Annotated in this window: 16 protein-coding genes; 12 read left to right on the top strand and 4 right to left on the bottom strand. The window is 65.0% G+C overall.

The features are described from left to right. Window positions 1–209 precede the first annotated feature (209 nt). A complete protein-coding gene (msrA, locus tag CXK94_RS19660; RefSeq protein WP_102895558.1) occupies window positions 210–857 on the bottom strand; it encodes a peptide-methionine (S)-S-oxide reductase MsrA in 648 nt (215 codons plus the stop codon). A gap of 100 nt (window positions 858–957) precedes the next feature. Continuing rightward, on the bottom strand, window positions 958–3,630 hold the full coding sequence (locus tag CXK94_RS19665) for a putative bifunctional diguanylate cyclase/phosphodiesterase (RefSeq protein WP_102895559.1): 2,673 nt from the start codon (window positions 3,628–3,630) through the stop codon (window positions 958–960). Window positions 3,631–3,778: 148 nt separating this feature from the next. On the opposite strand from CXK94_RS19665, the gene CXK94_RS19670 reads away from it, so the two are divergent. Further along, on the top strand, window positions 3,779–4,267 hold the full coding sequence (locus CXK94_RS19670; protein ID WP_102895560.1) for a hypothetical protein: 489 nt from the start codon (window positions 3,779–3,781) through the stop codon (window positions 4,265–4,267). A gap of 218 nt (window positions 4,268–4,485) precedes the next feature. Here the strand turns inward: CXK94_RS19670 and aceF are convergent, their stop codons facing one another. Together aceF and aceE are read right to left on the bottom strand one after the other, a co-directional pair. Next, window positions 4,486–6,495, bottom strand: a complete 2,010-nt coding sequence (aceF, locus tag CXK94_RS19675) for a dihydrolipoyllysine-residue acetyltransferase (protein ID WP_102895561.1) — start codon at window positions 6,493–6,495, stop codon at window positions 4,486–4,488. Window positions 6,496–6,522: 27 nt separating this feature from the next. Next, window positions 6,523–9,168 carry a pyruvate dehydrogenase (acetyl-transferring), homodimeric type gene (gene aceE, locus CXK94_RS19680; RefSeq protein WP_102895562.1) on the bottom strand — a complete coding sequence of 882 codons (2,646 nt, stop codon included), beginning with the start codon at window positions 9,166–9,168 and terminating at the stop codon, window positions 6,523–6,525. 272 nt (window positions 9,169–9,440) lie between these two features. Between aceE and glnE the strand changes: the two genes are divergently transcribed. The 11 genes from glnE to CXK94_RS19735 all read left to right on the top strand — a co-directional run bounded on the left by glnE (window position 9,441) and on the right by CXK94_RS19735 (window position 23,607). After that, entirely contained in the window at window positions 9,441–12,386 is a 2,946-nt protein-coding gene (gene glnE / locus CXK94_RS19685) for a bifunctional [glutamate--ammonia ligase]-adenylyl-L-tyrosine phosphorylase/[glutamate--ammonia-ligase] adenylyltransferase (protein WP_102895563.1), read from the top strand. A 50-nt stretch (window positions 12,387–12,436) separates the two neighbouring features. After that, the gene (gene ilvE / locus CXK94_RS19690; RefSeq protein WP_102895564.1) at window positions 12,437–13,360 is read left to right on the top strand and encodes a branched-chain-amino-acid transaminase; all 924 of its coding nucleotides are present in this window, start codon (window positions 12,437–12,439) and stop codon (window positions 13,358–13,360) included. Window positions 13,361–13,441: 81 nt separating this feature from the next. Further along, window positions 13,442–14,476, top strand: a complete 1,035-nt coding sequence (gene waaF, locus CXK94_RS19695; RefSeq protein ID WP_102895565.1) for a lipopolysaccharide heptosyltransferase II — start codon at window positions 13,442–13,444, stop codon at window positions 14,474–14,476. Continuing rightward, window positions 14,477–15,478: a lipopolysaccharide heptosyltransferase I gene (gene waaC / locus CXK94_RS19700; RefSeq protein ID WP_102895566.1), complete on the top strand. Its 1,002-nt coding sequence runs from the start codon at window positions 14,477–14,479 to the stop codon at window positions 15,476–15,478. Beyond that, window positions 15,478–16,599 carry a glycosyltransferase family 4 protein gene (locus CXK94_RS19705; protein WP_102895567.1) on the top strand — a complete coding sequence of 374 codons (1,122 nt, stop codon included), beginning with the start codon at window positions 15,478–15,480 and terminating at the stop codon, window positions 16,597–16,599. Before waaC ends, CXK94_RS19705 begins: the two co-directional genes overlap by 1 nt. 256 nt (window positions 16,600–16,855) lie before the next feature. Continuing rightward, a complete protein-coding gene (rfaP, locus tag CXK94_RS19710) occupies window positions 16,856–17,671 on the top strand; it encodes a lipopolysaccharide core heptose(I) kinase RfaP (RefSeq protein WP_102895568.1) in 816 nt (271 codons plus the stop codon). Beyond that, the gene (locus CXK94_RS19715) at window positions 17,668–18,405 is read left to right on the top strand and encodes a lipopolysaccharide kinase InaA family protein (RefSeq protein ID WP_102895569.1); all 738 of its coding nucleotides are present in this window, start codon (window positions 17,668–17,670) and stop codon (window positions 18,403–18,405) included. The genes rfaP and CXK94_RS19715 overlap by 4 nt, the downstream gene beginning before the upstream one ends. Continuing rightward, complete coding sequence (locus CXK94_RS19720) at window positions 18,402–19,157, top strand: lipopolysaccharide kinase InaA family protein (RefSeq protein ID WP_020305786.1); 756 nt, start codon at window positions 18,402–18,404, stop codon at window positions 19,155–19,157. Before CXK94_RS19715 ends, CXK94_RS19720 begins: the two co-directional genes overlap by 4 nt. After that, entirely contained in the window at window positions 19,154–20,605 is a 1,452-nt protein-coding gene (locus CXK94_RS19725) for a lipopolysaccharide kinase InaA family protein (RefSeq protein ID WP_102895570.1), read from the top strand. The genes CXK94_RS19720 and CXK94_RS19725 overlap by 4 nt, the downstream gene beginning before the upstream one ends. An 82-nt stretch (window positions 20,606–20,687) precedes the next feature. Further along, complete coding sequence (locus CXK94_RS19730; RefSeq protein WP_037004329.1) at window positions 20,688–22,427, top strand: carbamoyltransferase family protein; 1,740 nt, start codon at window positions 20,688–20,690, stop codon at window positions 22,425–22,427. A 79-nt stretch (window positions 22,428–22,506) separates the two neighbouring features. Then, window positions 22,507–23,607, top strand: coding sequence for a hypothetical protein (locus tag CXK94_RS19735; protein WP_102895571.1), 1,101 nt, complete (start codon window positions 22,507–22,509; stop codon window positions 23,605–23,607). Window positions 23,608–23,611: the final 4 nt, after the last annotated feature.

Raw genomic sequence — 23,611 nt, forward strand, 5'->3', positions numbered from 1 at the left:
ATCAGCTATTTCGATCGTCTGGGCATGCCAAGACTCTCCTGACCTCAACATCTCGAACCGCCCGGTGCGGACCCGCATGCCGGGTGGTGTGGGAGGGGAACGGCGGTAGCCGTCCCCTATCCCGATTTTTCTGCTTAATACTTTCCGGGAGCGGGCCGCGCGCAACCGGGGGCAGCGACCCCTGGCTTACACCTGCCCTGCCTCGCCCCTCAGTCGGGCAGGCACACGCCCGTGCCGCCCAACCCACAATAGCCGCCGGGATTCTTCGCCAGGTACTGCTGGTGATAGGCCTCGGCATAGTAGAACGGCGGCGCATCGGCGATTTCGGTGGTGATGGCGGTGAACCCGGCATCGTTCAGGTGCTTCTGGAAGCGCTCGCGGCTGGCCTCGGCTTCGGCGCGCTGGGCCGGCTCCGTGCAGTAGATCGCCGAACGGTACTGGCTGCCGACATCGTTGCCCTGGCGCATGCCCTGGGTCGGATCATGTGCCTCCCAGAAGATCCGCAGCAGCGTGGCGTAGTCGATCAGCTGCGGGTCGAACACCACCCGCACGGCTTCGGTATGCCCGGTCAGGCCGGAGCAGACCTCCTCGTAGGTCGGGTTGGGCGTCAGGCCGCCGGCATAGCCGACAGCCGTCGTCCAGACGCCCGGCTGTTCCCAGAAGCGGCGTTCGGCGCCCCAGAAGCAGCCCATGGCGAACACCGCCTGCTTGAGCCCGGCGGGGAACGGCGGTTGCAGCGGATGGCCGTTGACATGGTGCGCTTCGGGCACCGGCATCGGGGTCGAGCGGCCGGGGAGTGCCTGTTCGGCGGTGGGCAAGGCCTGTTTGTCGAGCAGAATCTGCGAGCGTAACGGCATGCGAGCCTCGGGCTGGGAGTGTCTTGGAAGAATAGGCTACAAAAGCCCGGGCGCTGGCGAAAGCTCGTCAGGCGCCACACGTCGCCTGGCCTGCCGGTGCTCAGCTCCAGCGCGGATAGCGCCGTAGCGCGTCGCTCAGGTGGTTGCCGGGGATTGGTTTGTCGAACAGGTAGCCCTGGCCGATATCGCAGCGCTGGCGGCGCAGGAAGGCGAGCTGTGCCGGGGTTTCGATGCCTTCGGCGACGACCTTGAGGTGCAGGTTGCGCGCCATGGCGATCACCGCCGAGGTGATCTCCATGTCGTCCTGGTTGTCGGGGATGTCCTTGATGAAGCTGCGATCGATCTTGATCACATCGATGGGGAATTTCTTCAGGTAGCTGAGCGATGAATAGCCGGTGCCGAAGTCGTCCATGGCCAGGGTCAGGCCGAGTGCCTTCAGGCCGATCAGTTGCTGGCGGGTTTCCTCGGTGGCATCGAGCAGCAGGCTCTCGGTCAGTTCCAGCTCCAGCTGCCCGGGTGGCAGCTGTTCTTCGCGCAGGATCGCGGCGATCGAGCCGAGCAGGTCGGGGTCGGAGAACTGCTTGGGCGACAGGTTGATCGCCATCTGCGGCGCGCCCAGCCCCAGGGCGGAGAGCCGTACGCCCATACGGCAGGCCTCGCGGGCCACCCATTTGCCGATCGGGATGATCAACCCGGTTTCTTCGGCGACGCTGATGAACTGGTCCGGGCGGATCATGCCTTTTTCCGGATGGTTCCAGCGCAACAGCGCTTCGAGCCCCTGCAGCCGGCCGCTGCGCAGGCAGAGCTTGGGCTGGTAGAACACTTCCAGCTCGTTCTGGGTGAGCGCGCGGCGCAGGTTGTTCTCGACGAACAGCTTGTAATTGGCCTCGGCGTGCAGCGCTTCGGTGAAGACCTGCACCTGGTTCTTGCCGTTGGCCTTGGCCTTGTGCAGGGCCTGGCCGGCATGCTTCATCAGCGTCTCGGGATCGCGCCCGTGCAGCGGCGAGCAGGCCAGGCCCAGCGAGCCGCTGACACTGATCAGCTGCTTGTCGACGAACAGTGGCTTGTCGAGGATGCGCAGCACTTGGTTGGCCAGGCGCTGGCCTTCCTCGAGGCTCATGTCGTCGAACAGCAGAGCGAACTCGTTGCTGGCGAAGCGCGCCAACACGCTCTGCTGGCTGAGGCCGTTGCGCAGGCGGCGGGCGAGGCTGGTCAGCAGTTTGTCGCCGGTCTGGTGGCCGAGGCTGTCATTGATCCGCTTGAAGTTGTCGATGTCCACCAGCAACAGGCAGAGCTTGGGTTCCTGGCCGGCGCCGAAGCGCTCCTCGAGGCTGTGGATGAAGAAGGGCCGGTTGCCCAGGTTGGTCAGGTTGTCGGTGTAGGCGAGCCGTTCGATATGCTGCTGCGCCAGCTTACTGCGGGTGACGTCTTCGTAGATGCCGATGTAGTGGGTCAGCTCACCCTCTTCGTTGTAGACCTTGGAGATCGACAGCTGGCCCCAGTACGGCTCGAGGTTCTTGCGTCGCGAGCGGAATTCGCCCTGCCAGCTGTTGCTCTGGGCCAGGGTCGAGGACGTATCGAAGAGCAGTTCGCTGAGGTTCTCCAGGGCCGTCAGGTCGGCCAGGCGCTGGCCGCGTACCTCCGCTGCGGAGAACTGGGTGATGGTGGTGAAAGCCGGATTGACGTATTCCACCTGGCCGTCGCGATCGACCAGGATGAAGGCGCTGGCGCTCTGTTCCACCGCCCGCTGGAACAGGTTGAGCATGTGTGTTGCGCTCAGGCGCTGCTGGTTGCTCAGGACCTGGGCGTACTGGTCGGCCAACTCGCCGGCGAAGGCCACTTCATCGGCCTGCCAGGTACGCGGATTGCCGGTGTGCTGCAGGCTCAGCACACCGATGACTTCCCCGCCGACGCGAATGCTGGCATCGAGTATCGAATGGATGCCATGGGGGCGGTAGAAGCAATCGCCCAGTTCGCTGGTGCGCGGATCGTGCAGGACGTCCTGGACATCGAGGGTGCGGCCGCTGTGCAGGGCCTGCAGGTAATGCGGAAATGCCGCCAGTTCGAGCGCGGCCAAGGGCTCATAGCTGTCGCTGTCGCGCCGGTAGCAGGCGATCGGCTCGAGGCGGCTGCCGCGCAGGTGCCAGATCACGGCGCGGTTGAGCTCATAGACCTCGCTGGCGGCCTGGGTGATCAGTTGTGCCGCTTCCTGTTGCGGGGCTGCGGAACCGTAGCGGTGTCGCGCCAGTCTGACGATCAGGCCCTGCTGGGTGCGCGAACGCAGCAGATGTTCGACGTGCTCGTCCTGGGTCTGCTGGTAGCGTTCGAGTGCAGCGCGCAACTTGGCATTCTGGGCCCGGAGCTCCTGGTCGAGCTCGCTATGCCGGCCGGCCATTAGGTACCCCCTGAGCAGTTCGCGGCCGTATTGCTGGCAGGCTTCGCCCAGCTCGCTTATCTCCAGGACGCCCTCGGGCGTGTGCAGTCGGTAGCTGACCGCGTAATGACCGAGGCTGGCCAGTTGCAGCTGGATTTCGTCGTGCAGTTGGTGACGGGCGCTTGGCTCCATCAGGCTGGCGTAGGGCGAGTCGACCAGGGAGCACAGGTCGCTGGCCGGAGCGCCGAAGTAGCGTTCGCAGGCGGGATCGAGGAACAGCAGTGTCCAGCTGGCCTCGTTCAAACGCTCGAAACGCAGCATGCCGAGCCGTGATGGCACTGGCAACTGCGTCACAACCTCGGTCGCCAGGCGGCTGGCGGCATCGGTATGTATTTTCATCGAGCGGTTTGCTTCCAGTATGCTCACCGAGTCGGGCTGGCTTGTGCTCCAGGCACCGTTCCAGCGAAGGACGATGGCTAAATAATATTAATTCAGGCAAGGGTGCATCATGCGACAGGGACTGACAAGTCGGCTGGCAAAGTTAGTGATGGTCTCGCTTTTCTGCGCCATCGGAACTCCACTGATGGCGGCGGAAACGGTCGAGTTCGGCTCCGATGAATCGGCGCGCTACCTCTCCGAGTTGCGCAAGCTGTACCTGGCGTCGAGCGATCGCGAAGCGCTGCTGGCACATAGCAACGGGTTGCTCGATACCTATGCGCTGCGTGCGGGCTATCAGGTTGGCCAGGCCAATCCACAGGATTTCCTCTATGAATTGAGCGTGGCCACCCCGGGCGAATTGCGCATTCGCGAGGAAGTCCGTGGTCCTGGCAGCGGTGTCGCCGTGCGCAATCGCAGCCTCTCGGTGTTCGGGCTGGACCCGTATCTGCACTACCAGTGTCCCCCCCAGGGCCCCAGCTGCTCCATCAGCAGTCCCGTCGACGGCTTGCCCCTGGTGGTCATCCTGCGTGACCCCAAGGGAGCCGAAGAGCTGGCCAAGGCGCTGTCGTTCCTGATCCGCAACCTGCAGAAAGGCTGAGGCGTTGCGTAGGCGGGGGCGGGACGCGCAGGTTGGTAGGTTGGGTTGAGAAGCGCAGCGACGAAGCCCAGCACGTTCAGCCCCATCCCTGTTGGGCTTCGCTACGCCCAACGCCAAACCTGCCCGGACCTGACCTCGGGATGTGAACTGGAGCGAGGCAGAAGCTAAAACGCCGCATCCCCTGAGGGAAATGCGGCGTTCTTGCCCGGCTCGGGCGCTTACAGCAGCAGCGTGCGGATGTCCGCCAGCAGCTCCGACAGGCGCTTGGTGAAGCGCGCTGCCGCGGCGCCGTTGATCACGCGGTGATCGTAGGACAGCGACAACGGCAGCATCAGGCGCGGCTGGAAGGCCTTGCCGTCCCATACCGGCTGCATGGTGGCCTTGGATACGCCGAGAATCGCCACTTCCGGCGCATTGACGATCGGCGTGAAGCCGGTGCCGCCGATATGGCCGAGGCTGGAAATGGTGAAGCAGGCGCCTTGCATGGCGTCCGGCGAGAGCTTCTTGTTGCGCGCCTTGTCCGCCAGCTCCGCGGCTTCGCCCGCCAGTTGCAGCAGGCTCTTCCTGTCCACGTCGCGGATCACCGGAACCATCAGGCCGTCCGGGGTATCCACGGCGAAGCCGATGTGCACGTACTTCTTGCGGATCAGTGCCTTGCCGCTGGGCGCCAGTGAGCTGTTGAAGTCCGGCAGCTCCTGGAGCAGGTGCGCGCAAGCCTTGAGCAGCAGCGGCAGCACGGTGAGCTTGACCCCGGCCTTCTCGGCGACTGCCTTCTGCGCCACCCGGAAGGCTTCCAGCTCGGTGATGTCGGCCGATTCGAACTGCGTCACGTGTGGCACGTTCAGCCAGCTGCGGTGCAGGTTCGCCGCGCCGATCTGCATCAGGCGCGACATCGCGACTTCCTCGATCTCGCCGAACTTGCTGAAGTCCACCGCCGGGATCGGCGGAATGCCGGCACCGCCGGCCGCTCCCTCGGCGGGCGCCTGCCTGGCCTTGTTCATCATGTTCTTGACGTAGGCCTGCACGTCTTCCTTGAGAATGCGCCCGCGCGGCCCGGTACCGGAAACCTCGGCGAGATCGACGCCGAACTCGCGTGCGGTCATGCGCACCGCGGGGCCGGCATGGACCTTGGCCCCGGCCTTGCTCGGCCCGCTGACGGCCGGTGCCGCCAGTGTGCTGGCCTGGGCTTCGGGGACGCCCTGCTTGTTGGGTGCCACGGCCTGTTGCTGCGAAACCGCCTCGGCCGGTTTGGCCTGGGCGGGTTGCTTCGCCGGTGCGGCGCCGGCCACCTTGAGGGTCAGGATCAGATCGCCGGTCTTGGCCTGGTCGCCTACTTTCATCGACACGGATTCGATCACGCCGGCCTTGGGCGCCGGGATTTCCATGCTGGCCTTGTCGGATTCGAGGGTGATCAGCGACTGATCCGCCTCGACCCGGTCGCCGGCCTGGACCATCACTTCGATGACGTTGGCACTGCCGGCCGAGCCGATGTCCGGCACCTGGACCTCTTCGATGCTCTCGCCGGCCGGTTCGGCCGCGGGCGCCTCTTGCGGCTGCTGCTTCGCCGCCGGAGCGGCAGCGGCCTGGGCCGGTGCCTGCGATTTGGCGGCCTTGGGCGCTGCGGCGCCCTTGAGGACCAGGATCAGGTCGCCGGTGCCCACTTCGTCGCCGACCTTGACCGACAGGCTTTCCACCACGCCGGCGGCCGGCGAGGGAATCTCCATGCTGGCCTTGTCGGACTCGAGGGTGATCAGCGACTGCTCGGCGGCGATGGTGTCGCCCGGCTTGACGGATACCTCGATGACGTTGGCCTTGCCCGCCGAGCCGATATCCGGCACGCGCACTTCCTGCGCCTGGCCTTCCCCGGCCGGGGCTGAGGCATCGGCGTCGCCGGGCGACGTCGTGGCTTCGGTTTCATCGACGGGGCCGCCGGCAGCAGCGCCGGCCGGTTCGGCGGCCGCCTTGCCGGCGTCGGCCGCGGGCGCTTGCTCGCCGCCTTCGGCATCGATTTCGAGCAGTTCGTCGCCTTCCTTCAGGCGATCGCCCAGTTTTACCTTCAGGCTCTTCACGACACCGGCGCGGGGCGCCGGGATCTCCATGCTGGCCTTGTCGGATTCGAGCGTCAGGATGCTCTGGTCCGCTTCGATCCGGTCACCGACCTTCACGAAGATTTCGATCACTTCACCCTCACCGCTGCCGATGTCGGGTACGCGAATGGTCTCACTCACTGTAGATACTCCTCTTCGCTCTCGGCATCAGCAATCCAGGGGGTTGCGCTTCTCGGGGTCGATCCCGAACTCGGCGATGGCCTCGGCCACGACCTTGCGTTCGAGGGCGCCCTTGTTGGCGAGAGCCTGCAGCGAGGCGAGCGCGACCCAGCGGCGATCCACTTCGAAGAAGTCGCGCAGCTTGCGGCGGCTGTCGCTGCGGCCGAAGCCGTCGGTGCCCAGCACCTGGTATTCGTCGCTCGGAACCCACTGGCGGATCTGGTCGGCGAACAGCTTCATGTAGTCGGTCGAGGCGATCACCGGGCCATCGCGGCCTTCGAGGCACTGCGTGACGTAGCTCTTGCGCATTTCCTCGGCCGGATGCAGACGGTTCCAACGATCCACCGCCAAGCCGTCGCGGCGCAGCTCGTTGAAGCTGGTGACGCTCCAGACATCGGCGCCCACGCCGAACTTGGCGAGGATGTCCACCGCGGCGCGAACTTCGCGCAGGATGGTGCCGGAGCCGAGCAGTTGCACGCGGTGCTTGAAGTCGCCCTTGGCTTCCTCGAGCAGGTACATGCCCTTGATGATGCCGTCTTCCACGCCTTGCGGCATGGCCGGCTGCGGGTAGTTCTCGTTCATCACGGTGATGTAGTAGTAGACGCCTTTCTGCAGCTCCATCATCTCGTGGATGCCCTGGCGCATGATCACCGCCAGCTCGTAGCCGTAGGTCGGGTCGTAGCTGCGGCAGTTGGGGATGGTGCTGGCCAGGATATGGCTGTGGCCGTCCTCGTGCTGCAGGCCTTCGCCGTTGAGCGTGGTGCGTCCGGAGGTGCCGCCGAGCAGGAAGCCGCGGGCATGAGCATCGCCGGCGGCCCAGGCGAGGTCGCCGATGCGCTGGAAGCCGAACATCGAATAGAAGATGTAGACCGGCAGCATCGGCGTGTTGTAGTTGCTGTAGGCGGTACCGGCGGCGATCCAGCTGGACATGGCGCCGGCCTCGTTCAGGCCTTCCTGCAGGATCTGCCCGTCCTGGGCCTCGCGGTAGTACATCACCTGGTCACGGTCGACCGGCTCGTACAACTGGCCGACCGGGGAGTAGATGCCCAGCTGGCGGAACATGCCTTCCATGCCGAAGGTACGCGCTTCGTCGGCGAGGATCGGCACGATGCGCTTGCCCAGGTCCTTGTCCTTGACCAGCGAGGCGAGGATGCGGCCGAAGGCCATGGTGGTGGAGATTTCACGATCGCCGGAGCCGTCGAGCACCGCCTTGAGGGTTTCCAACGGCGGCGTCGGGATGCTGATGCTCTTGGTCCGGCGCTGCGGCAGGGAGCCGCCGAGGCGCTCGCGGCACTTGCGCAGGTAGCGCATCTCGGCGCTGTCTTCGGCCGGACGGTAGAAGGGCAGCTCTTCGAGTTGCGAGTCGTTGACCGGGATGTCGAAGCGGTCGCGGAACAGCTTCAGGCTCTCGATATCGACCTTCTTGGTGTTGTGGGCGATGTTCTTCGCCTCACCGGCGCCGGTACCGTAGCCCTTGATGGTCTTGGCCAGGATGACGGTCGGCTGGCCCTTGTGGTTGACCGCCTGGTGGTAGGCCGCATAGACCTTGTAGGGGTCGTGGCCGCCGCGGTTGAGCTTCCAGACTTCCTCGTCGGACATGTTCTCGACGCGCTTGAGCAGCTCCGGATCGGCGCCGAAGAAGTGCTTGCGCACGTAGGCGCCGTCCTTGGCCTTGTAGTTCTGGTACTCGCCGTCGATGGCTTCGTCCATGCGGCGCTGCATGCGGCCGTCTTCGTCCTGGGCGAACAGCGGGTCCCACAGACGGCCCCAGATGACCTTGTTGACGTTCCAGTTGGCGCCTTTGAACACGCCTTCCAGCTCCTGGATGATCTTGCCGTTGCCGCGCACCGGGCCGTCGAGGCGCTGCAGGTTGCAGTTGATGACGAAGATCAGGTTGTCCAGGTTCTCGCGCCCGGCCAGTGAGATGGCGCCGAGGGTTTCCGGCTCATCGCACTCGCCGTCGCCGATGAAGCACCAGACGCGCTGCTTGCCGGCCGGGATGAAGCCACGGTTCTCCAGGTACTTCATGAAGCGCGCCTGGTAGATCGCCTGGATCGGACCGAGACCCATGGAGACGGTGGGGAACTGCCAGAACTCCGGCATCAGGTGCGGGTGCGGATAGGACGAGAGCCCGCCGCCGTCCACTTCCTGGCGGAAGTTGTTCATCTGCTCCTCGGTCAGCCGGCCCTCGAGGAAGGCGCGCGAATAGATGCCGGGCGAGGCGTGGCCCTGGTAGTAGATCAGGTCGCCGCCATGCTCTTCGTTGGGCGCCTGGAAGAAGTAGTTGAAGCCGATGTCGTACAGCGTCGCGCTCGAGGCGAAGGTGGAGATGTGCCCGCCCAGATCCGGATCCTTGAGGTTCGCGCGCATTACCATCGCCAGTGCGTTCCAGCGGACCAGGGAGCGGATGCGCCGCTCCATGAAAAGGTCGCCGGGCATCTTCGCTTCGCGGGTGACGGGGATGGTGTTGCGGTAGGGGGTGGTGATGCCGTAGGGCAGCGGGGTGCCGCTGCGGGTGGCCAGTTCGCCCATCCGGGTCAACAGGTAATGAGCGCGGTCTTCACCCTCGCGGTCGAGGACGGACTCGAGGGCGTCCAGCCATTCCTGGGTTTCGACGGGATCGAGATCTTGCATGGCTTGCTCCATGGCGGAAAGGCTTCCAGAATCGGTTGCCTGCTTCGCTACCGGCTTTGTGGGCCGGGGCGTGTAATGTTCTTGGATGAGTGCCGGAGGTAGGACCGGGCGTCTGTAGTTTTACTACAAAATGGCGTCAGGATCAGCCCCCCGAAATACTCTTTAGTAGTAAAACTACAGATCAGTGGCGCTGTCATGTTTCCGCGAAGGCATGGGCGGGGCTCTGAATCGCACGGTGTCACTGTTTTCGCTGCCGTGAAAGGAAACCTTCAATGAGTCTGCCATCGCTGGTTGCATTGCCTCCCTCGCTCTTGCCTTTTGTCAGTCGTGCCGAAGAGTCGTTCCTCGCCGCCGCCGGCAGCCTGTCGGAGGCCGACGCGGCACGTTGCCGCGCTTGGCTGGATAGCCACCGCGAGGCGTTCGCACGGGTCTGCGCGGCCAGCGATTTCGTCAGCGATCAGGTTAGCCGAGATTCGCAGATGTTGCTGCAGCTGGCCGAGCTGGGCTGGCTGCAGCGCTCGTTGGAAGCCGGCGAGATGCGCGCGGCGCTGGCCGAGCTGCTCGCCGCGTGCGACGGCGAGGACGCGCTGGCATTGACCCTGCGGCGCTTTCGCAACCGCCAGCAGGTGCGCATCATCTGGCGCGACCTGACCCGCCAGGCCGACCTGGCCGAGACCTGCCGCGACCTCTCCGAGCTGGCCGATGCCTGCGTCGACCTGGCCTATCTCTGGCTCTACGGCCGCCACTGCGAGCAGTTCGGCGTGCCCACCGGGCGGCGCAGCGGTGCCGCGCAGCACATGGTGATCCTCGGCATGGGCAAGCTGGGTGCCCACGAGCTGAACCTGTCCTCGGACATCGACCTGATCTTCGGCTACCCGGAAGGCGGCGAAACCGTCGGTGCCCGGCGCTCGCTGGACAATCAGGAATTCTTCGTGCGCCTGGGGCAGCGGCTGATCAAGGCGCTGGATGCGATCACCGTCGACGGTTTCGTGTTCCGCGTGGACATGCGCCTGCGCCCGTACGGCTCGTCCGGCCCGCTGGTCTACAGCTTCAATGCGCTGGAGCAGTACTACCAGGATCAGGGCCGCGACTGGGAACGCTACGCGATGATCAAGGCGCGGGTCATCGGCGGCGACCAGCAGGCGGGCAAGGAACTGCTGGAGATGTTGCGGCCCTTCGTCTACCGACGCTACCTGGATTTCTCCGCCATCGAGGCGCTGCGCACCATGAAGCAGCTGATCCAGCAGGAAGTCCGGCGCAAGGGCATGGCCGCCAACATCAAGCTCGGTGCCGGCGGCATCCGCGAAGTGGAATTCATCGCCCAGGCCTTCCAGCTGATCCATGGCGGCCGCGACCTCAGCCTGCAGCAGCGGGCGCTGCTCGGCGTGCTGGCGACACTGGAAGGGCAGGGCTACCTGCCGGCCGCGGCGGTCGCCGAGCTGCGCGAGGGCTACGAATTCCTGCGCTATACCGAGCATGCGCTGCAGGCCATCGCCGACCGGCAGACGCAGATGCTGCCCGAGAGCGAGACGGACTGCGCGCGGGTCGCGTTCATGCTCGGTTTCGATGGCTGGCCGGCGTTCCACGAGCAGCTGCTGCACTGGCGCGGGCGGATCGACTGGCATTTCCGCCAGGTCATCGCCGACCCCGATGAGGACGAGAGCGCCGAGGGCGAAGCGCTGGTGGGCGGCGAGTGGCTGCCGCTGTGGGAGCAGGACTGGGACGAGGAGTTCGCCTGCCGGCAGCTGTCCGAGGCGGGCTTCCGCGACGGCCAGGGCGCCTGTCAGCGTCTGGCGGCGCTGCGCAACACCAGCCAGGTGCGTACCATGCAGCGCCTCGGCCGCGAGCGGCTGGATGCCTTCATTCCGCGTCTGCTGGCGCAGATCGTCGAACAGGATGATCCGGATCTGGTGCTCGAACGCGTGCTGCCGCTGGTGGAGGCGGTCGCACGGCGCTCGGCCTACCTGGTGCTGCTCAGCGAGAATCCCGGCGCGTTGCAGCGGCTGCTGGAACTCTGCGCCGCCAGCCCGTGGGTCGCCGAGCAGATCGCACGCTTCCCGCTGCTGCTCGATGAATTGCTCAATGCCGGGCGCCTGTACAGCCCGCCACAGGCGCCGGAACTCGCGGCCGAGCTGCGCGAACGGCTGATGCGCATCCCCGAGGACGACCTGGAGCAGCAGATGGAGGCGCTGCGGCATTTCAAGTTGGCGCACCGCCTGCGCGTGGCGGCCTCCGAGATCGCCGGCACGCTGCCGCTGATGAAGGTCAGTGACTATCTGACCTGGCTGGCCGAGGCGATCCTGCAGGAAGTGCTGGCCCTGGCCTGGCGCTACAGCGTGGCGCGCCACGGCCAGCCGCCGCGCAGCGATGGCTCGCTGTGCGATCCGGCCTTCGTCATCGTCGGTTACGGCAAGGTTGGCGGCATCGAGCTGGGGCATGGTTCGGACCTGGACCTGGTGTTCATCCACGACGGCGATCCGGCTGGCGAAACCAACGGCGCCAAGCCCATCGACACGGCGCAGTTCTTCACCCGCCTGGGCCAGCGCATCATCCACCTGCTGACCACCCAGACCACCTCGGGCCAGCTCTACGAAGTGGATATGCGCCTGCGTCCGTCCGGTGCGGCCGGGCTGCTGGTCAGTTCGCTCGGCGCCTTCGAACGCTACCAGGGCCAGGAAGCCTGGACCTGGGAACACCAGGCGCTGGTACGCGCCCGGGTGCTGGTCGGCTGCCCGCGGCTGACGGCGGATTTCGAACGGGTGCGGGCCAGCGTGCTGGGCCGTGCGCGCGATCTGCAGGCGCTGCGCCGCGAGGTCAGCGAGATGCGCGCGAAGATGCGCGACAACCTCGGCACCCGCGCGACCTTGGCCGGTACCGCCGAGCAGGCCTTCGAGGCTGGGGCCGAGTTCAATCTCAAGCAGGACGCCGGTGGTATCGTGGATATCGAATTTATGGTGCAATACGCGGCTTTGGCGTGGTCGCACCAGCATCCGGAACTGCTGCGCTATACCGATAACATCCGCATTCTCGATGGGTTGGAGCAGGCCGGGTTGATGACCGGCGATGAGGTCCGGCTGCTGCAGGACGCCTACAAGGCCTACCGTGCGGCAGCCCACCGGCAATCACTGCAGAAGCAGCCCGGAGTGGTGAGTGGGGATCAATTCCACGACGAGCGCCGCGCGGTCATGCGCATCTGGCGCGAGCTGGGGCTGAGCTGAGCCCCTCGTCGGGCTACCGAGCAATATCGAATTCTGAGGAGCTGGCAAAGATGTCGATGGCCGATCGTGATGGCGTGATCTGGTATGACGGCGAACTGGTGCAGTGGCGCGACGCGACCACCCACGTGCTGACCCACACCCTGCACTACGGGATGGGCGTGTTCGAAGGCGTGCGCGCCTACAACACCCCGGCCGGCACGGCGATCTTCCGCCTGCAGGCGCACACCGACCGCCTGTTCGATTCCGCGCACATCATGAACATGCAGATCCCGTACTCCAGGGACGAGATCAACGAGGCGACCCGCGCCGCGGTGCGCGAGAACGAGCTGGAAAGCGCCTACATCCGCCCGATGGTGTTCTACGGAAGCGAAGGCATGGGCCTGCGCGCCGCCGGCCTGAAGGTGCACGTGATCGTCGCCGCCTGGCACTGGGGCGCCTACATGGGCGACGAGGCGCTGGAACTGGGCATCAAGGTGCGCACCAGCTCCTTCACCCGCCATCACGTCAACATCACCATGACCCGCGCCAAGTCCAACGGTGCCTACATCAACTCGATGCTGGCCCTGCAGGAAGCCATCTCCGGCGGTGCCGACGAGGCGCTGATGCTGGATCCGGAAGGCTACGTGGCCGAAGGCTCGGGCGAGAACATCTTCATCATCAAGGACGGCGTGATCTACACCCCGGAAGTCACCGCCTGCCTGAACGGCATCACCCGCGGCACGGTGCTGACCCTGGCCGGCGAGCTGGGGTTGAAGGTGGTCGAGAAGCGCATCACCCGCGACGAGGTGTACATCGCCGACGAGGCCTTCTTCACCGGCACCGCCGCCGAAGTCACGCCGATCCGCGAAGTCGACGGTCGCGCCATCGGCATCGGTCGTCGTGGTCCGATCACCGAGAAGCTGCAGAAGGCCTATTTCGACCTGGTCAGCGGCAAGACCGAGGCCCACGCCGAATGGCGGACGTTGGTCAAATAAGCCAGAGGCTGGAAGCCGGAAGCTGGAAGTGAAAAGCTCTCCGGCACGCGCTTCCAGCTTCAAGCTTATGGCTTCCAGCTTATGAACATATTGATCATCGGACCCAGCTGGGTCGGCGACATGGTGATGGCGCAGACACTGTTCGTCTGTCTGAAGCAGCGCCATCCCGGCTGCCAGATCGACGTGCTGGCGCCGGAATGGAGCCGGCCGATCCTCGAGCGCATGCCCGAGGTGCGCCAGGCGCTGAGCTTTCCGCTCGGCCATGGCGTGCTCGACATGGCGACCCGGCGCAAGGTCGCACAGGGCCTGCGCGGCCAGTACGACCAGGCGATCCTGCTGCCCAACTCGCTGAAATCGGCGCTGGTGCCGTTCTTCGCCGGCATTCCCAAACGCACCGGCTGGCGCGGCGAGATGCGCTTCGGCCTGCTCAACGACATGCGCAAGCTCGACAAGCAGCGCTACCCGCTGATGATCGAACGCTTCATGGCGCTGGCCTTCGAGCCGGGCGCCGAGTTGCCCAGGCCCTATCCGAATCCGTCGCTGCGCATCGATGCCCAGACCCGCGCTGCGGCCCTGGCGCGTTTCGACCTGAGCCTGGACCGGCCGGTGCTGGCGCTCTGTCCCGGCGCCGAGTTCGGCGAGTCCAAGCGCTGGCCGGCGGAGCACTTCGCCAGGGTCGCCGAGGCGAAGATCCGCGAGGGCTGGCAGGTCTGGCTGTTCGGTTCGAAGAACGACCATGCGGTCGGCGAGGACATCCGCGAGCGGCTGATCCCGGGCCTGCGCGAGGAGGCGCTGAACCTGGCCGGCGAGACCAGCCTGGCCGAGGCGATCGACCTGCTCTCCTGCGCCGAGGCGGTGGTCTCCAACGACTCCGGGCTGATGCACGTGGCCGCCGCGCTCGGCCGGCCGCTGGTAGCGGTGTACGGTTCCACCTCGCCGGCGTTCACCCCGCCGCTGTCCGAGCAGGTGGAAGTGGTGCGCCTGGGGCTCGATTGCAGCCCCTGCTTCGAGCGCACCTGCCGCTTCGGCCACAACAACTGCATGCGCGAATTGCAACCGCAGGCGGTGATCGAGGCGCTGGAGCGCTTGGTCCCGCAGCCGGTCGAGGTACGCTGATTGAAGGTCCTGCTGGTCAAGACATCCTCGCTGGGCGACGTCGTGCACACCCTGCCGGCGCTGACCGATGCGCAGCGGGCGATCCCCGGCATCCGCTTCGACTGGGTGGTGGAGGAGGGCTTCGCCGAGATTCCCGCCTGGCACCCGGCGGTGGCCCAGGTGATCCCGGTGGCGATCCGCCGCTGGCGCAAGCATCCGCTCCAGACCCTGCGCTCCGGCGAATGGCGGCGTTTCAAGGCACGCCTGCGCGAAGGCCAGTATGACTTGGTGATCGATGCCCAGGGGCTGCTCAAGAGCGCCTGGCTGACCCGCTACGTCAAGGCGCCGGTGGCCGGACTGAATCGTGAGTCGGCCCGCGAGCCGCTGGCGGCGCGCTTCTACGACCGTCGCTACGCCGTGCCGCGCGACCAGCATGCGCTGGAGAGGGTGCGCCAGTTGTTCGCCCAGGCCCTCGGCTATCCGCTGCCGGACGGCTTCGCCGACTATGGGCTCGATCGCGCACAGATGGCCGCGCCGGGCGACCAGCCCTACCTGCTGTTCCTGCACGGCACCACCTGGCCGAGCAAGCACTGGCCGGAAGCCTACTGGCGCGAGCTGGCCGAGCGCATGAGCGATTTCGGCTGGGCGATCCGCCTGCCCTGGGGCAATGCCGAGGAAAAGGCGCGCGCCGAGCGCATCGCCAGCGGCGTGGCCAATGCCGCGGTGCTGCCGAAGCTGAACCTCGCCGGCATCGCCCGGGTGATCGCCGGCGCGCGCGCCTGCGTCGCGGTGGATACCGGCCTCGGCCACCTGGCCGCGGCGCTGGATGTGCCGAGCATTTCGCTCTATGGTCCGACCCTGCCCGGGCGGGTCGGCGCCTATGGCCGTTCGCAGGTGCACCTGTGCGCCAGCGGCCCGAATGCCGGTGGCGGCGACCGCCACAAGCCCTGTTTCGACGATCTGCGCCCCGAGCGCGTCGTCGCCGAATTGAAAGCCCTGCTGCGGGCCCCGGAGTCCGTCTGATGCAACTGGCCTTCATCCTCTACAAGTATTTTCCCTTCGGCGGGCTGCAGCGCGACTTCATGCGCATCGCCCTGGAATGCCAGCGCCGCGGCCACGCCATCCGCGTCTACGCGATGATCTGGGAAGGCGAGGTGCCGGACGGCTTCGAGGTGTTGATCGCGCCGGTCAAGGCGCTGTTCAACCACACCCGCAACGAGCGCTTCACCGCCTGGGTCGAGGCCGACCTGGCCAAGCGGCCGGTCGACCGGGTGATCGGCTTCAACAAGATGCCGGGGCTGGACGTCTACTACGCCGCCGACCCTTGCTTCGAGGACAAGGCGCAGACCCTGCGCAACCCGATCTACCGGCGCTGGGGCCGCTACAAGCACTTCGCCGAATACGAGCGCGCGGTGTTCGCACCCGAGGCGAGCACCGAGATCCTGATGATCTCCGAGGTGCAGCAGCCGCTGTTCGTCAAGCACTACGGCACGCCGGCCGCGCGTTTTCACCTGCTGCCGCCGGGCATCGCCCAGGACCGCCGGGCGCCGGTCAATGCCGCCGAGATCCGCGCCGAGTTCCGCGAGGAGTTCGAGGTGCGGCCCGACGAGCTGCTGCTGGTGCAGATCGGCTCCGGCTTCAAGACCAAGGGGGTCGACCGTAGCCTCAAGGCGCTGGCCGCGCTGCCGCGCGAACTGAGCCAGCGCACCCGCCTGTTGGTGATCGGCCAGGACGATCCCAAGCCGTTCAAGCTGCAGGCCAAGGCGCTGGGCGTCTCGGGCATGGTGGAGTTCCTCAAGGGCCGCAGCGACATCCCGCGCTTCCTGCTGGGCGCCGACCTGCTGATCCATCCGGCCTACAACGAGAATACCGGTACCGTGCTGCTGGAGGCGCTGGTCGCCGGGCTGCCGGTGCTGGTCAGCGACGTCTGTGGCTATGCCCACTACATCGCCGATGCCGATTGCGGCTGCGTGGTGCCCAGCCCCTTCGAGCAGGGCCCCTTCGACCGCCTGCTGGCGCAGATGCTCGCCGACGACCAGCAGCGCGCCGCCTGGCGCCGCAACGCGCTGGCCTTCGCCGCCACGGCCGACCTCTATTCCATGCCGCAGAAGGCTGCCGACGTGATTCTGGGAGAGCAGGCATGAAGCCCATGGCCGGCACGCCTACGCGGCGGATGACCTCGGCTCGGACCTCCTACGAAAGCAGCTCCTGCGGGAGGGGCGCCCCCGCGGCGGTACAGGCCGCAGGCCTGCCCAAGGGGCTCAAAAGTATCGCCCCGAGGTCGGGCCTCCCACAAAAGCGGCGAGCGCACACCGGGCCAGTGGGAGGCGCGCCCTCACGGCGATTGCAGACCGTAGGCCTGCGCGAAGTGTTGAAGTATCTCCTACTCGCGGAGGCCATATGCGCCTGATGCTGGCGGAACCCTTCAAGACCCTCTGGCAGGGCAAGGACCCCTTCGTCGAGGTCGAGCGCCTCGAGGGCCAGGTCTACCGCGAGCTGGAGGGCCGCCGCACGCTGCGTACCGAGGTCGACGGGCGTGGCTACTTCGTCAAGATCCACCGGGGCATCGGCTGGGGTGAGATCGCCAAGAACCTGCTGACGGCCAAGGCCCCGGTGCTCGGCGCCGGCCAGGAATGGCGGGCGATCCAGCGCCTGCACGAAGCCGGCGTGCCGACCATGACTGCGGTGGCCTATGGCGAGCGTGGCGGCAATCCGGCGGCGCAGCATTCGTTCATCATCACCGAAGAGCTGGCGCCGACCATCAGCCTCGAGGACTTCTCGGCCAACTGGCGCGAACAGCCGCCGCCACCAGCGCTCAAGCGCGCACTGATCGCCGAAGTCGCGCGCATGGCCGGCACCATGCACCGCGCCGGGGTCAACCACCGCGATCTCTATATCTGCCACTTCCTGCTGCACACGGACAGGCCGGTGACGGCGGGTGATCTGCAGCTGTCGCTGATCGATCTTCACCGCGCCCAGGCTCGTAGCCAGACCCCGCGCCGCTGGCGCGACAAGGACCTGGCCGGATTGTATTTCTCGGCACTGGAGATAGGCCTGACCCGGCGTGACAGGTTGCGTTTCCTGCGCGGCTACTTCCAGCGGCCGTTGCGGGAGATTCTGCGCGAAGAGGCGGCCCTGCTCGCCTGGTTGCAGCGCAAGGCGCAACGGTTGCTGGCCCGCTATGGCCGCAAGTACGCGCCGGGAGCACAAGGGTGAGCACCTGGACGGTCGTCGATGGGATCAGTGCCGATGCAGCCCGGGCCTTTGCCAACCTGGACTCGGTGTTCGCGCTCGAAGGCGAGCCGATAGCGCAGGATCCGCTATCGGAGGTAATCCGCGTCGAACGCGGCGGGCAGCGCTATTACATCAAGCGCTACTGGGCCGCGGGGAAGGGATTGCGTCGCTACCTGGGGCGCCCCCGGGTCAAGGCCGAGTGGCAGAATCTCAAGCATTTCGAGCGCTGGGGTATACCCGTGGCACCGTTGGTGGCGTGGGGCCTGGAGCGTCGTGCGGGGCTTTTCGTGCGTGGTGCGTTGATCACGCTGGAGGTGCCGAATACCGTCGACATGGCGGCAATGGCGAAGAACAGCGATCCACGGCTGGCCGATCGGTGCTGGGTCGAGCACGTCAGCCGGCAAGTGGCGCAGGCGACGCGGACCCTGCACGATAATCACTTTGCCCATAACGATCTGAAATGGCGGAACCTGCTGGTCAACGACGCTGGCGAGCTTTTCCTGATCGATTGCCCCTCCGGGGACTTCTGGTGGGGGCCATTCCTGCGGCGGCGCATCGTCAAGGACCTGGCCTGTCTGGATAAGGTGGCCAAGTACTACTTGAGCCGCACGCAGCGGCTGCGTTTCTATCTGCAGTACCAACGGCGCCCGCGTCTGACTTCGGCCGACCGAGCCCTCATCGATCAGGTGCTCAAGTATTTCGTGGGGCGGGAATGAGCGATCATTTTTCAGTGACCGACAGGGGAATTCTTCAGGCGCATGGGCTGGATAGCTTCGATGCGCTCTGGGCGTTGCAGCTCGATTCGGTGGATGCGCCAAATGTCGGCCGAGGTGGCTGGAGCAGCGTATTCCGCCTGGAATTGGACGAGGCGGCCTACTACCTGAAGCGGCAGAGCAATTACCTGACGCATACCTTGCGTCATCCACTCGGCGAGCCGACATTCGCCTGCGAGTTTCGCAATATCCAGCGCTATCGACGCCTGGGCATCCCGGCCTTGCGTGCGGCGTACTTCGGCGAGCGCCGTGTCGATGGTGAGCGCCGGGCCATTCTGCTGACTTGCGCGCTGGATGATTGGCGGGATCTATACGGCTGGCTGGGCCGTTGGCATGAGCTGGAGGCAGCGACGCGCGACCAGTTGTTGCAAGCGTGCGCAAAACTGGCACGGACCCTTCACCAGGCCGGGCTGCGCCATGGCTGTTTCTACCCCAAGCATATTTTTCTCCGTCAGGCTGGTGAGCGGTTCGAGGCCTGTCTCATCGATCTCGAAAAGACCCGTCCGCTGCTGTTCGGCCGCGCTGACCGGATCGTGGATCTGGAGGCACTGACCCGCCACGCGGGCGTCTGGAGCGAAGGCGAACAGCGACGGTTGATCGAAGCCTATCTCGATCATGGCGCCAATGACCCGGACATCGATTCCTGGCTGGAGAAAATGGCTGGTCGGCGGCGGAGCAAGGTGGCACGGACATGACATTGATGGAACTTGCACGTGCCGGGCGCTCGCCGACATTGCCGCTGAGCGTGACGCTGCCCGGCGGAGAACTGATATTGCGCCAATGGTTGCGTGTGCTGCCCGGGCAGCGCTATGTCGCCAAGGCCGAATGGCAGGGCCGTGAGGTGCTGGCGAAACTGCTGGTGGGCAACAAGGCCGAACGCCATTTCGACCGTGAGCGCGGTGGTGCACGGCTGCTGGCCGAGCAGGGAATGAATACGCCCGCACTGATCGCCGAGGGCTTTTCCGCAGGCCAGGGCGGCTGGCTGCTGTTCGACTACCTTGCCGGCGCGCAAAGTCTGGAGCAAGCCTGGCACGAGGTGGCGCGGCAGCCATTATTGTCCGATGCGCAGCAGGCTGTGCTCGGCGAGGCGCTGGGTGCGATCGCTCAATTGCATGCCCGAGGACTGTGGCAGGGCGACCTGCATCTGGACAATCTGCTGCGCCATGACGGGCGGCTGTATCTCATCGATGGCGGCGGCGTGCAGGCGCAGATCCCGGGCAAGCCGCTGGCGCGCGACAAGGTACTGGAGAACCTGGGCGTTTTCTTCGCTCAACTGCCCACTGGCCTCGAGCCCCATATCGAGGAGCTGCTCGTGCATTACCTTCTGGTCAATGGCGAGCATGCGCTCCCCCTGGAGGCATTGCTGCGGGAAATCGCCACCGTCCGAAAGTGGCGGTTGCGCGATTACCTGAGCAAGCTCGGGCGCGACTGCTCGTTATTCAGTGTGCGCCGCGGCCTCGGCGGGCTGCGCGTGATTCGGCGCGAGGACGAACCGGCACTATACGAACTGCTGGCTGCCCCGGATGCGGCTATCGAGGCGGGCCGTGCCTTGAAACTGGGCGGCAGTGCCACCGTGGCGCTGGTCGAGCAGCCCGCTCGGCGGCTGGTCATCAAGCGCTACAACATCAAGGGTGTTCTTCACTGGCTCAAGCGCTGCTGGCGGCCGAGTCGCGCCTGGCACAGCTGGATCGAAGGCAATCGCCTGGGCTTTCTCGGCATCGCCACGCCCCGGCCGTTGGCGATGCTGGAGCTGCGTTGGCTCGGCCTGCGCCGGCGCAGTTATCTGATTACCGAATACACCGCCGGCGAGGATATAATCACCCGTTTTCAGCCGTATCTCTCCAGCACGCCGCCCGAACCCGAGCTGTCGGCGCTGGACCGGCTGTTCGAAGCATTGCTGCGTGAGCGTATCAGCCACGGCGATATGAAGGGTACCAACCTGTTCTGGGAGCAGGACCGCTGGGCGTTGATCGATCTCGATGCTGCGCAGCAGCACAGCAGCAATGCCAGTTTCGCCCGAGCCTACGCCAAGGATCGGGCGCGCTTTCTACGCAACTGGCCAGTCGATTCGGCGCTGTATCGGCTGCTGGACGAACGAATACCTAAAAGCAGCTTCAAGCGGCAAGCTTCAAGCTGCACGTAAAGCCCCATGGGGCAGGACAATAACCGCTGTTGCTTGAAGCTTGTTGCTTGAAGCTTGTAGCTGCTTTCAAGAGGCATTACCCGTGGCATTGACGATTCTCGGCCTTTCCGGCTCCCTCAGTCATGATCCCTCCGCCGCTTTGTACATCGACGGCAAGCTGATCGCCGCCGTCGAAGAAGAGCGCTTCGTGCGCGACAAGCATGCCAAGAACCGTATGCCCTACGAGTCGGCCAAGTTCTGCCTGGAACAGGCCGGCATCAAGCCGTCCGACGTCGACGTGGTGGCGATTCCCTTCGCGCCGATCAGCATCTTCGAGAAGGCCCGCTGGCATTACGCCAAGCGCTACTGGTACGCGCCGGATCGTGCACTCGATGCCATCCTCATGGGCAATCGCCGCTACCACCGCTACAAGAAGCGCATCCAGTGGTGCCTGCAGCAGCTCGGCTTCGACCTGAAAAAAGTGAAGATCGAAGCGGTCGAGCACCACCTGGCCCATGCCTCCAGTGCTTATCACTGCTCCGGTTTCACCGAGAAGACCGCCATCCTCGGTATCGACGGCAAGGGCGAGTACGCCACCACCTTCTTCGGCTGGGGCGAGAATGGCAAGATCCACAAGATCAAGGAGTTCTACGATCCGGACTCGCTCGGCGGCCTGTATGGCGCGATCACCGAATACCTCGGCTTCGAGATGCTCGACGGCGAGTTCAAGGTCATGGGCATGGCGCCCTACGGCGACGCGGCCAAGTACGACTTCTCGCGCCTGGCCAAGTTCGAGAACGGTGAGCTGATCATCAATACCGACTACGCCAATGTCATTGGCTTCCGTCGCTACAAGGAAAAGGGCAAGGGCTACTATTTCTCGCCCAAGCTGATCGAATGGCTGGGGCCCAAGCGCGAAGGCGATATCGCCGACGATCCCTACATCCACTACGCCGCCAGCATGCAGGCGCTGTTCGAGAAGCTGGCGCTGGAAATGATGGACTACTACCTGGGCGACATCATCCGCGAGACCGGCAAGATTGCCTTCGCCGGTGGTTGCGCGTTGAACGTCAAGCTCAACCAGAAGATCATTGCCCGCCCCGAGGTCAAGGAACTGTTCGTCCAGCCGGCCTCGGGCGATGCCGGTACCGCCGTCGGCGCAGCGGCCTATGTGTCGGTGCAGCGCGGCGTGCCGGTGGAGAAGATGGAGCACGTTTATCTCGGTCCGGCCTTTAGTAACGAGGACGTCATCGCCGCCTGTGCACGCCATCCGAGCAAACCGGTTTGGCAGAAGATCGAAAACGTCCCCGAGTACATCGCGAAAATCATGGTCGACGGCAACCCAGTCGCCTGGTTCCAAGGCCGCATGGAGTTCGGCCCGCGTGCCCTCGGCGGGCGCTCCATCATCGGCTGCCCGAGCGTGCCGGGGGTGGCCGACCGCATCAACGAGCAGATCAAGTTCCGCGAACGCTGGCGCCCGTTCTGCCCGTCGATGCTCGACACCGTGGCACCGCAGATGCTCAAGGTCGATCATCCGAGCCCGTTCATGACCTTCACCTTCGAGGTCAATGAGGGCTGGAAGGAGCGCGTCGGCGAAGTCGTCCACGAAGACGGCACATCTCGCGCCCAGGTCCTCGAGCGCCGCCACAACCCGCGCTGGTACGACCTGATGGTCGAGCTGGAAAAATTGACCGGCAATGGCGTATCGCTGAACACCTCGCTCAACCGCCGCGGCGAACCGATGATCTGCTCGCCGACGGATGCGTTGAACATGTTCTATGGGTCGGATCTGCAGTATCTGATCATGGAGGATGTGTTGGTGGTGAAGGAAGGCAAGGATTGATATGGCCTGCAATAGACGAATGGGGGCGTTTGGCACCTGTCGGCTTCCGCTATTTTGAGATGCACCAGGGACAGGTGAGATGAGCCGTATCGTTTATTTCTCAAAGATGTTCCAGGCCGTTCCTCACCTGGCGCAGGTAGCTGCATTGCTGCCTGGCACCTTTGTTTCCAGTCGCCGCTCTACGTTGATGGCTGCACGCAAGCTTTACCCTCAGCTTGAGCAGGCTCGCTATTCGAGGTGGCTGGGGCGGCTGGCAGTGGGTAACCGGATATTGAACGACGCCGATGTGATCGTTACTGGCTCTCCTTATCGCAGTTTCCTGGAGCCCTACGCGGCAAAGAAGTGTACGGTTTTTCATGGCACCTACATGCTGCTGAGCAAGGATGCGTTGCTCAGCAATGCACATTTCGATCTGCTCTGTGTGATTGGGCCGCGCATGCAGCAGATGATCGACCGGTTTGCCGACCAGGTTCAGGTCAATACCGCTGCGACAGGGTTTCTCCCTTTTTGCGAGTTTCCCGAACAGTCTCCGGCGCAGCGCGAATCAGTGCTGGTTGGTCTGGGTTTGGCAGCGGACCGGCAAACCATACTTTTTACACCGAGTCGGCGTGGCGTTGGTTCGTGGGATCTGCTCGCAGAAAGCCTGGTGCAGAAAATCCCTTCGCATTTCAATCTCATCTTGCGCCCCCATCCCAGCCAGGCGCTGACCTCGCGCGCCAAGGATCGCGATAGCTTTCGGCGAGTGGCTGCCTTGGTTCAGCGGCGCCCGCATACGCTGCTGGATCTGACGTCCTATCCTCTCTCAGCGCTGCTATCCGTGGCCGATTTGGTGGTGTCAGATGCCAACTCTCCGGCCGAGGAGTCTCTGTTCTACGATGTGCCGCAACTGCTAATCGAGACCCCTCAACTTTCGCGGGACGTAATGGCCCAAATGGGGCGTGATGAGGGTATGCACCCTGACGATATGGCTCAGCTGTTGACGCTTTACGAGTGTGGGCCCTCGGTATTTGTAAAAGAAGAAGGGGTGGATCTTTCCGTCCCTATCGAAAGAGCTTTGCTGGAGCGAGACGATCGTGCGCAGCGGCGGCAGGATTATTTTTCATGGGTTTTTGGCAAGCGGGATCGTTTGGCCGACCAACGGGTCGCCGAAGCTATATCCACCAGTTTTCTTGTTAGGTGAACAG

This window comes from Stutzerimonas stutzeri, assembly GCF_002890915.1.
Lineage (GTDB): Bacteria > Pseudomonadota > Gammaproteobacteria > Pseudomonadales > Pseudomonadaceae > Stutzerimonas > Stutzerimonas stutzeri_AF.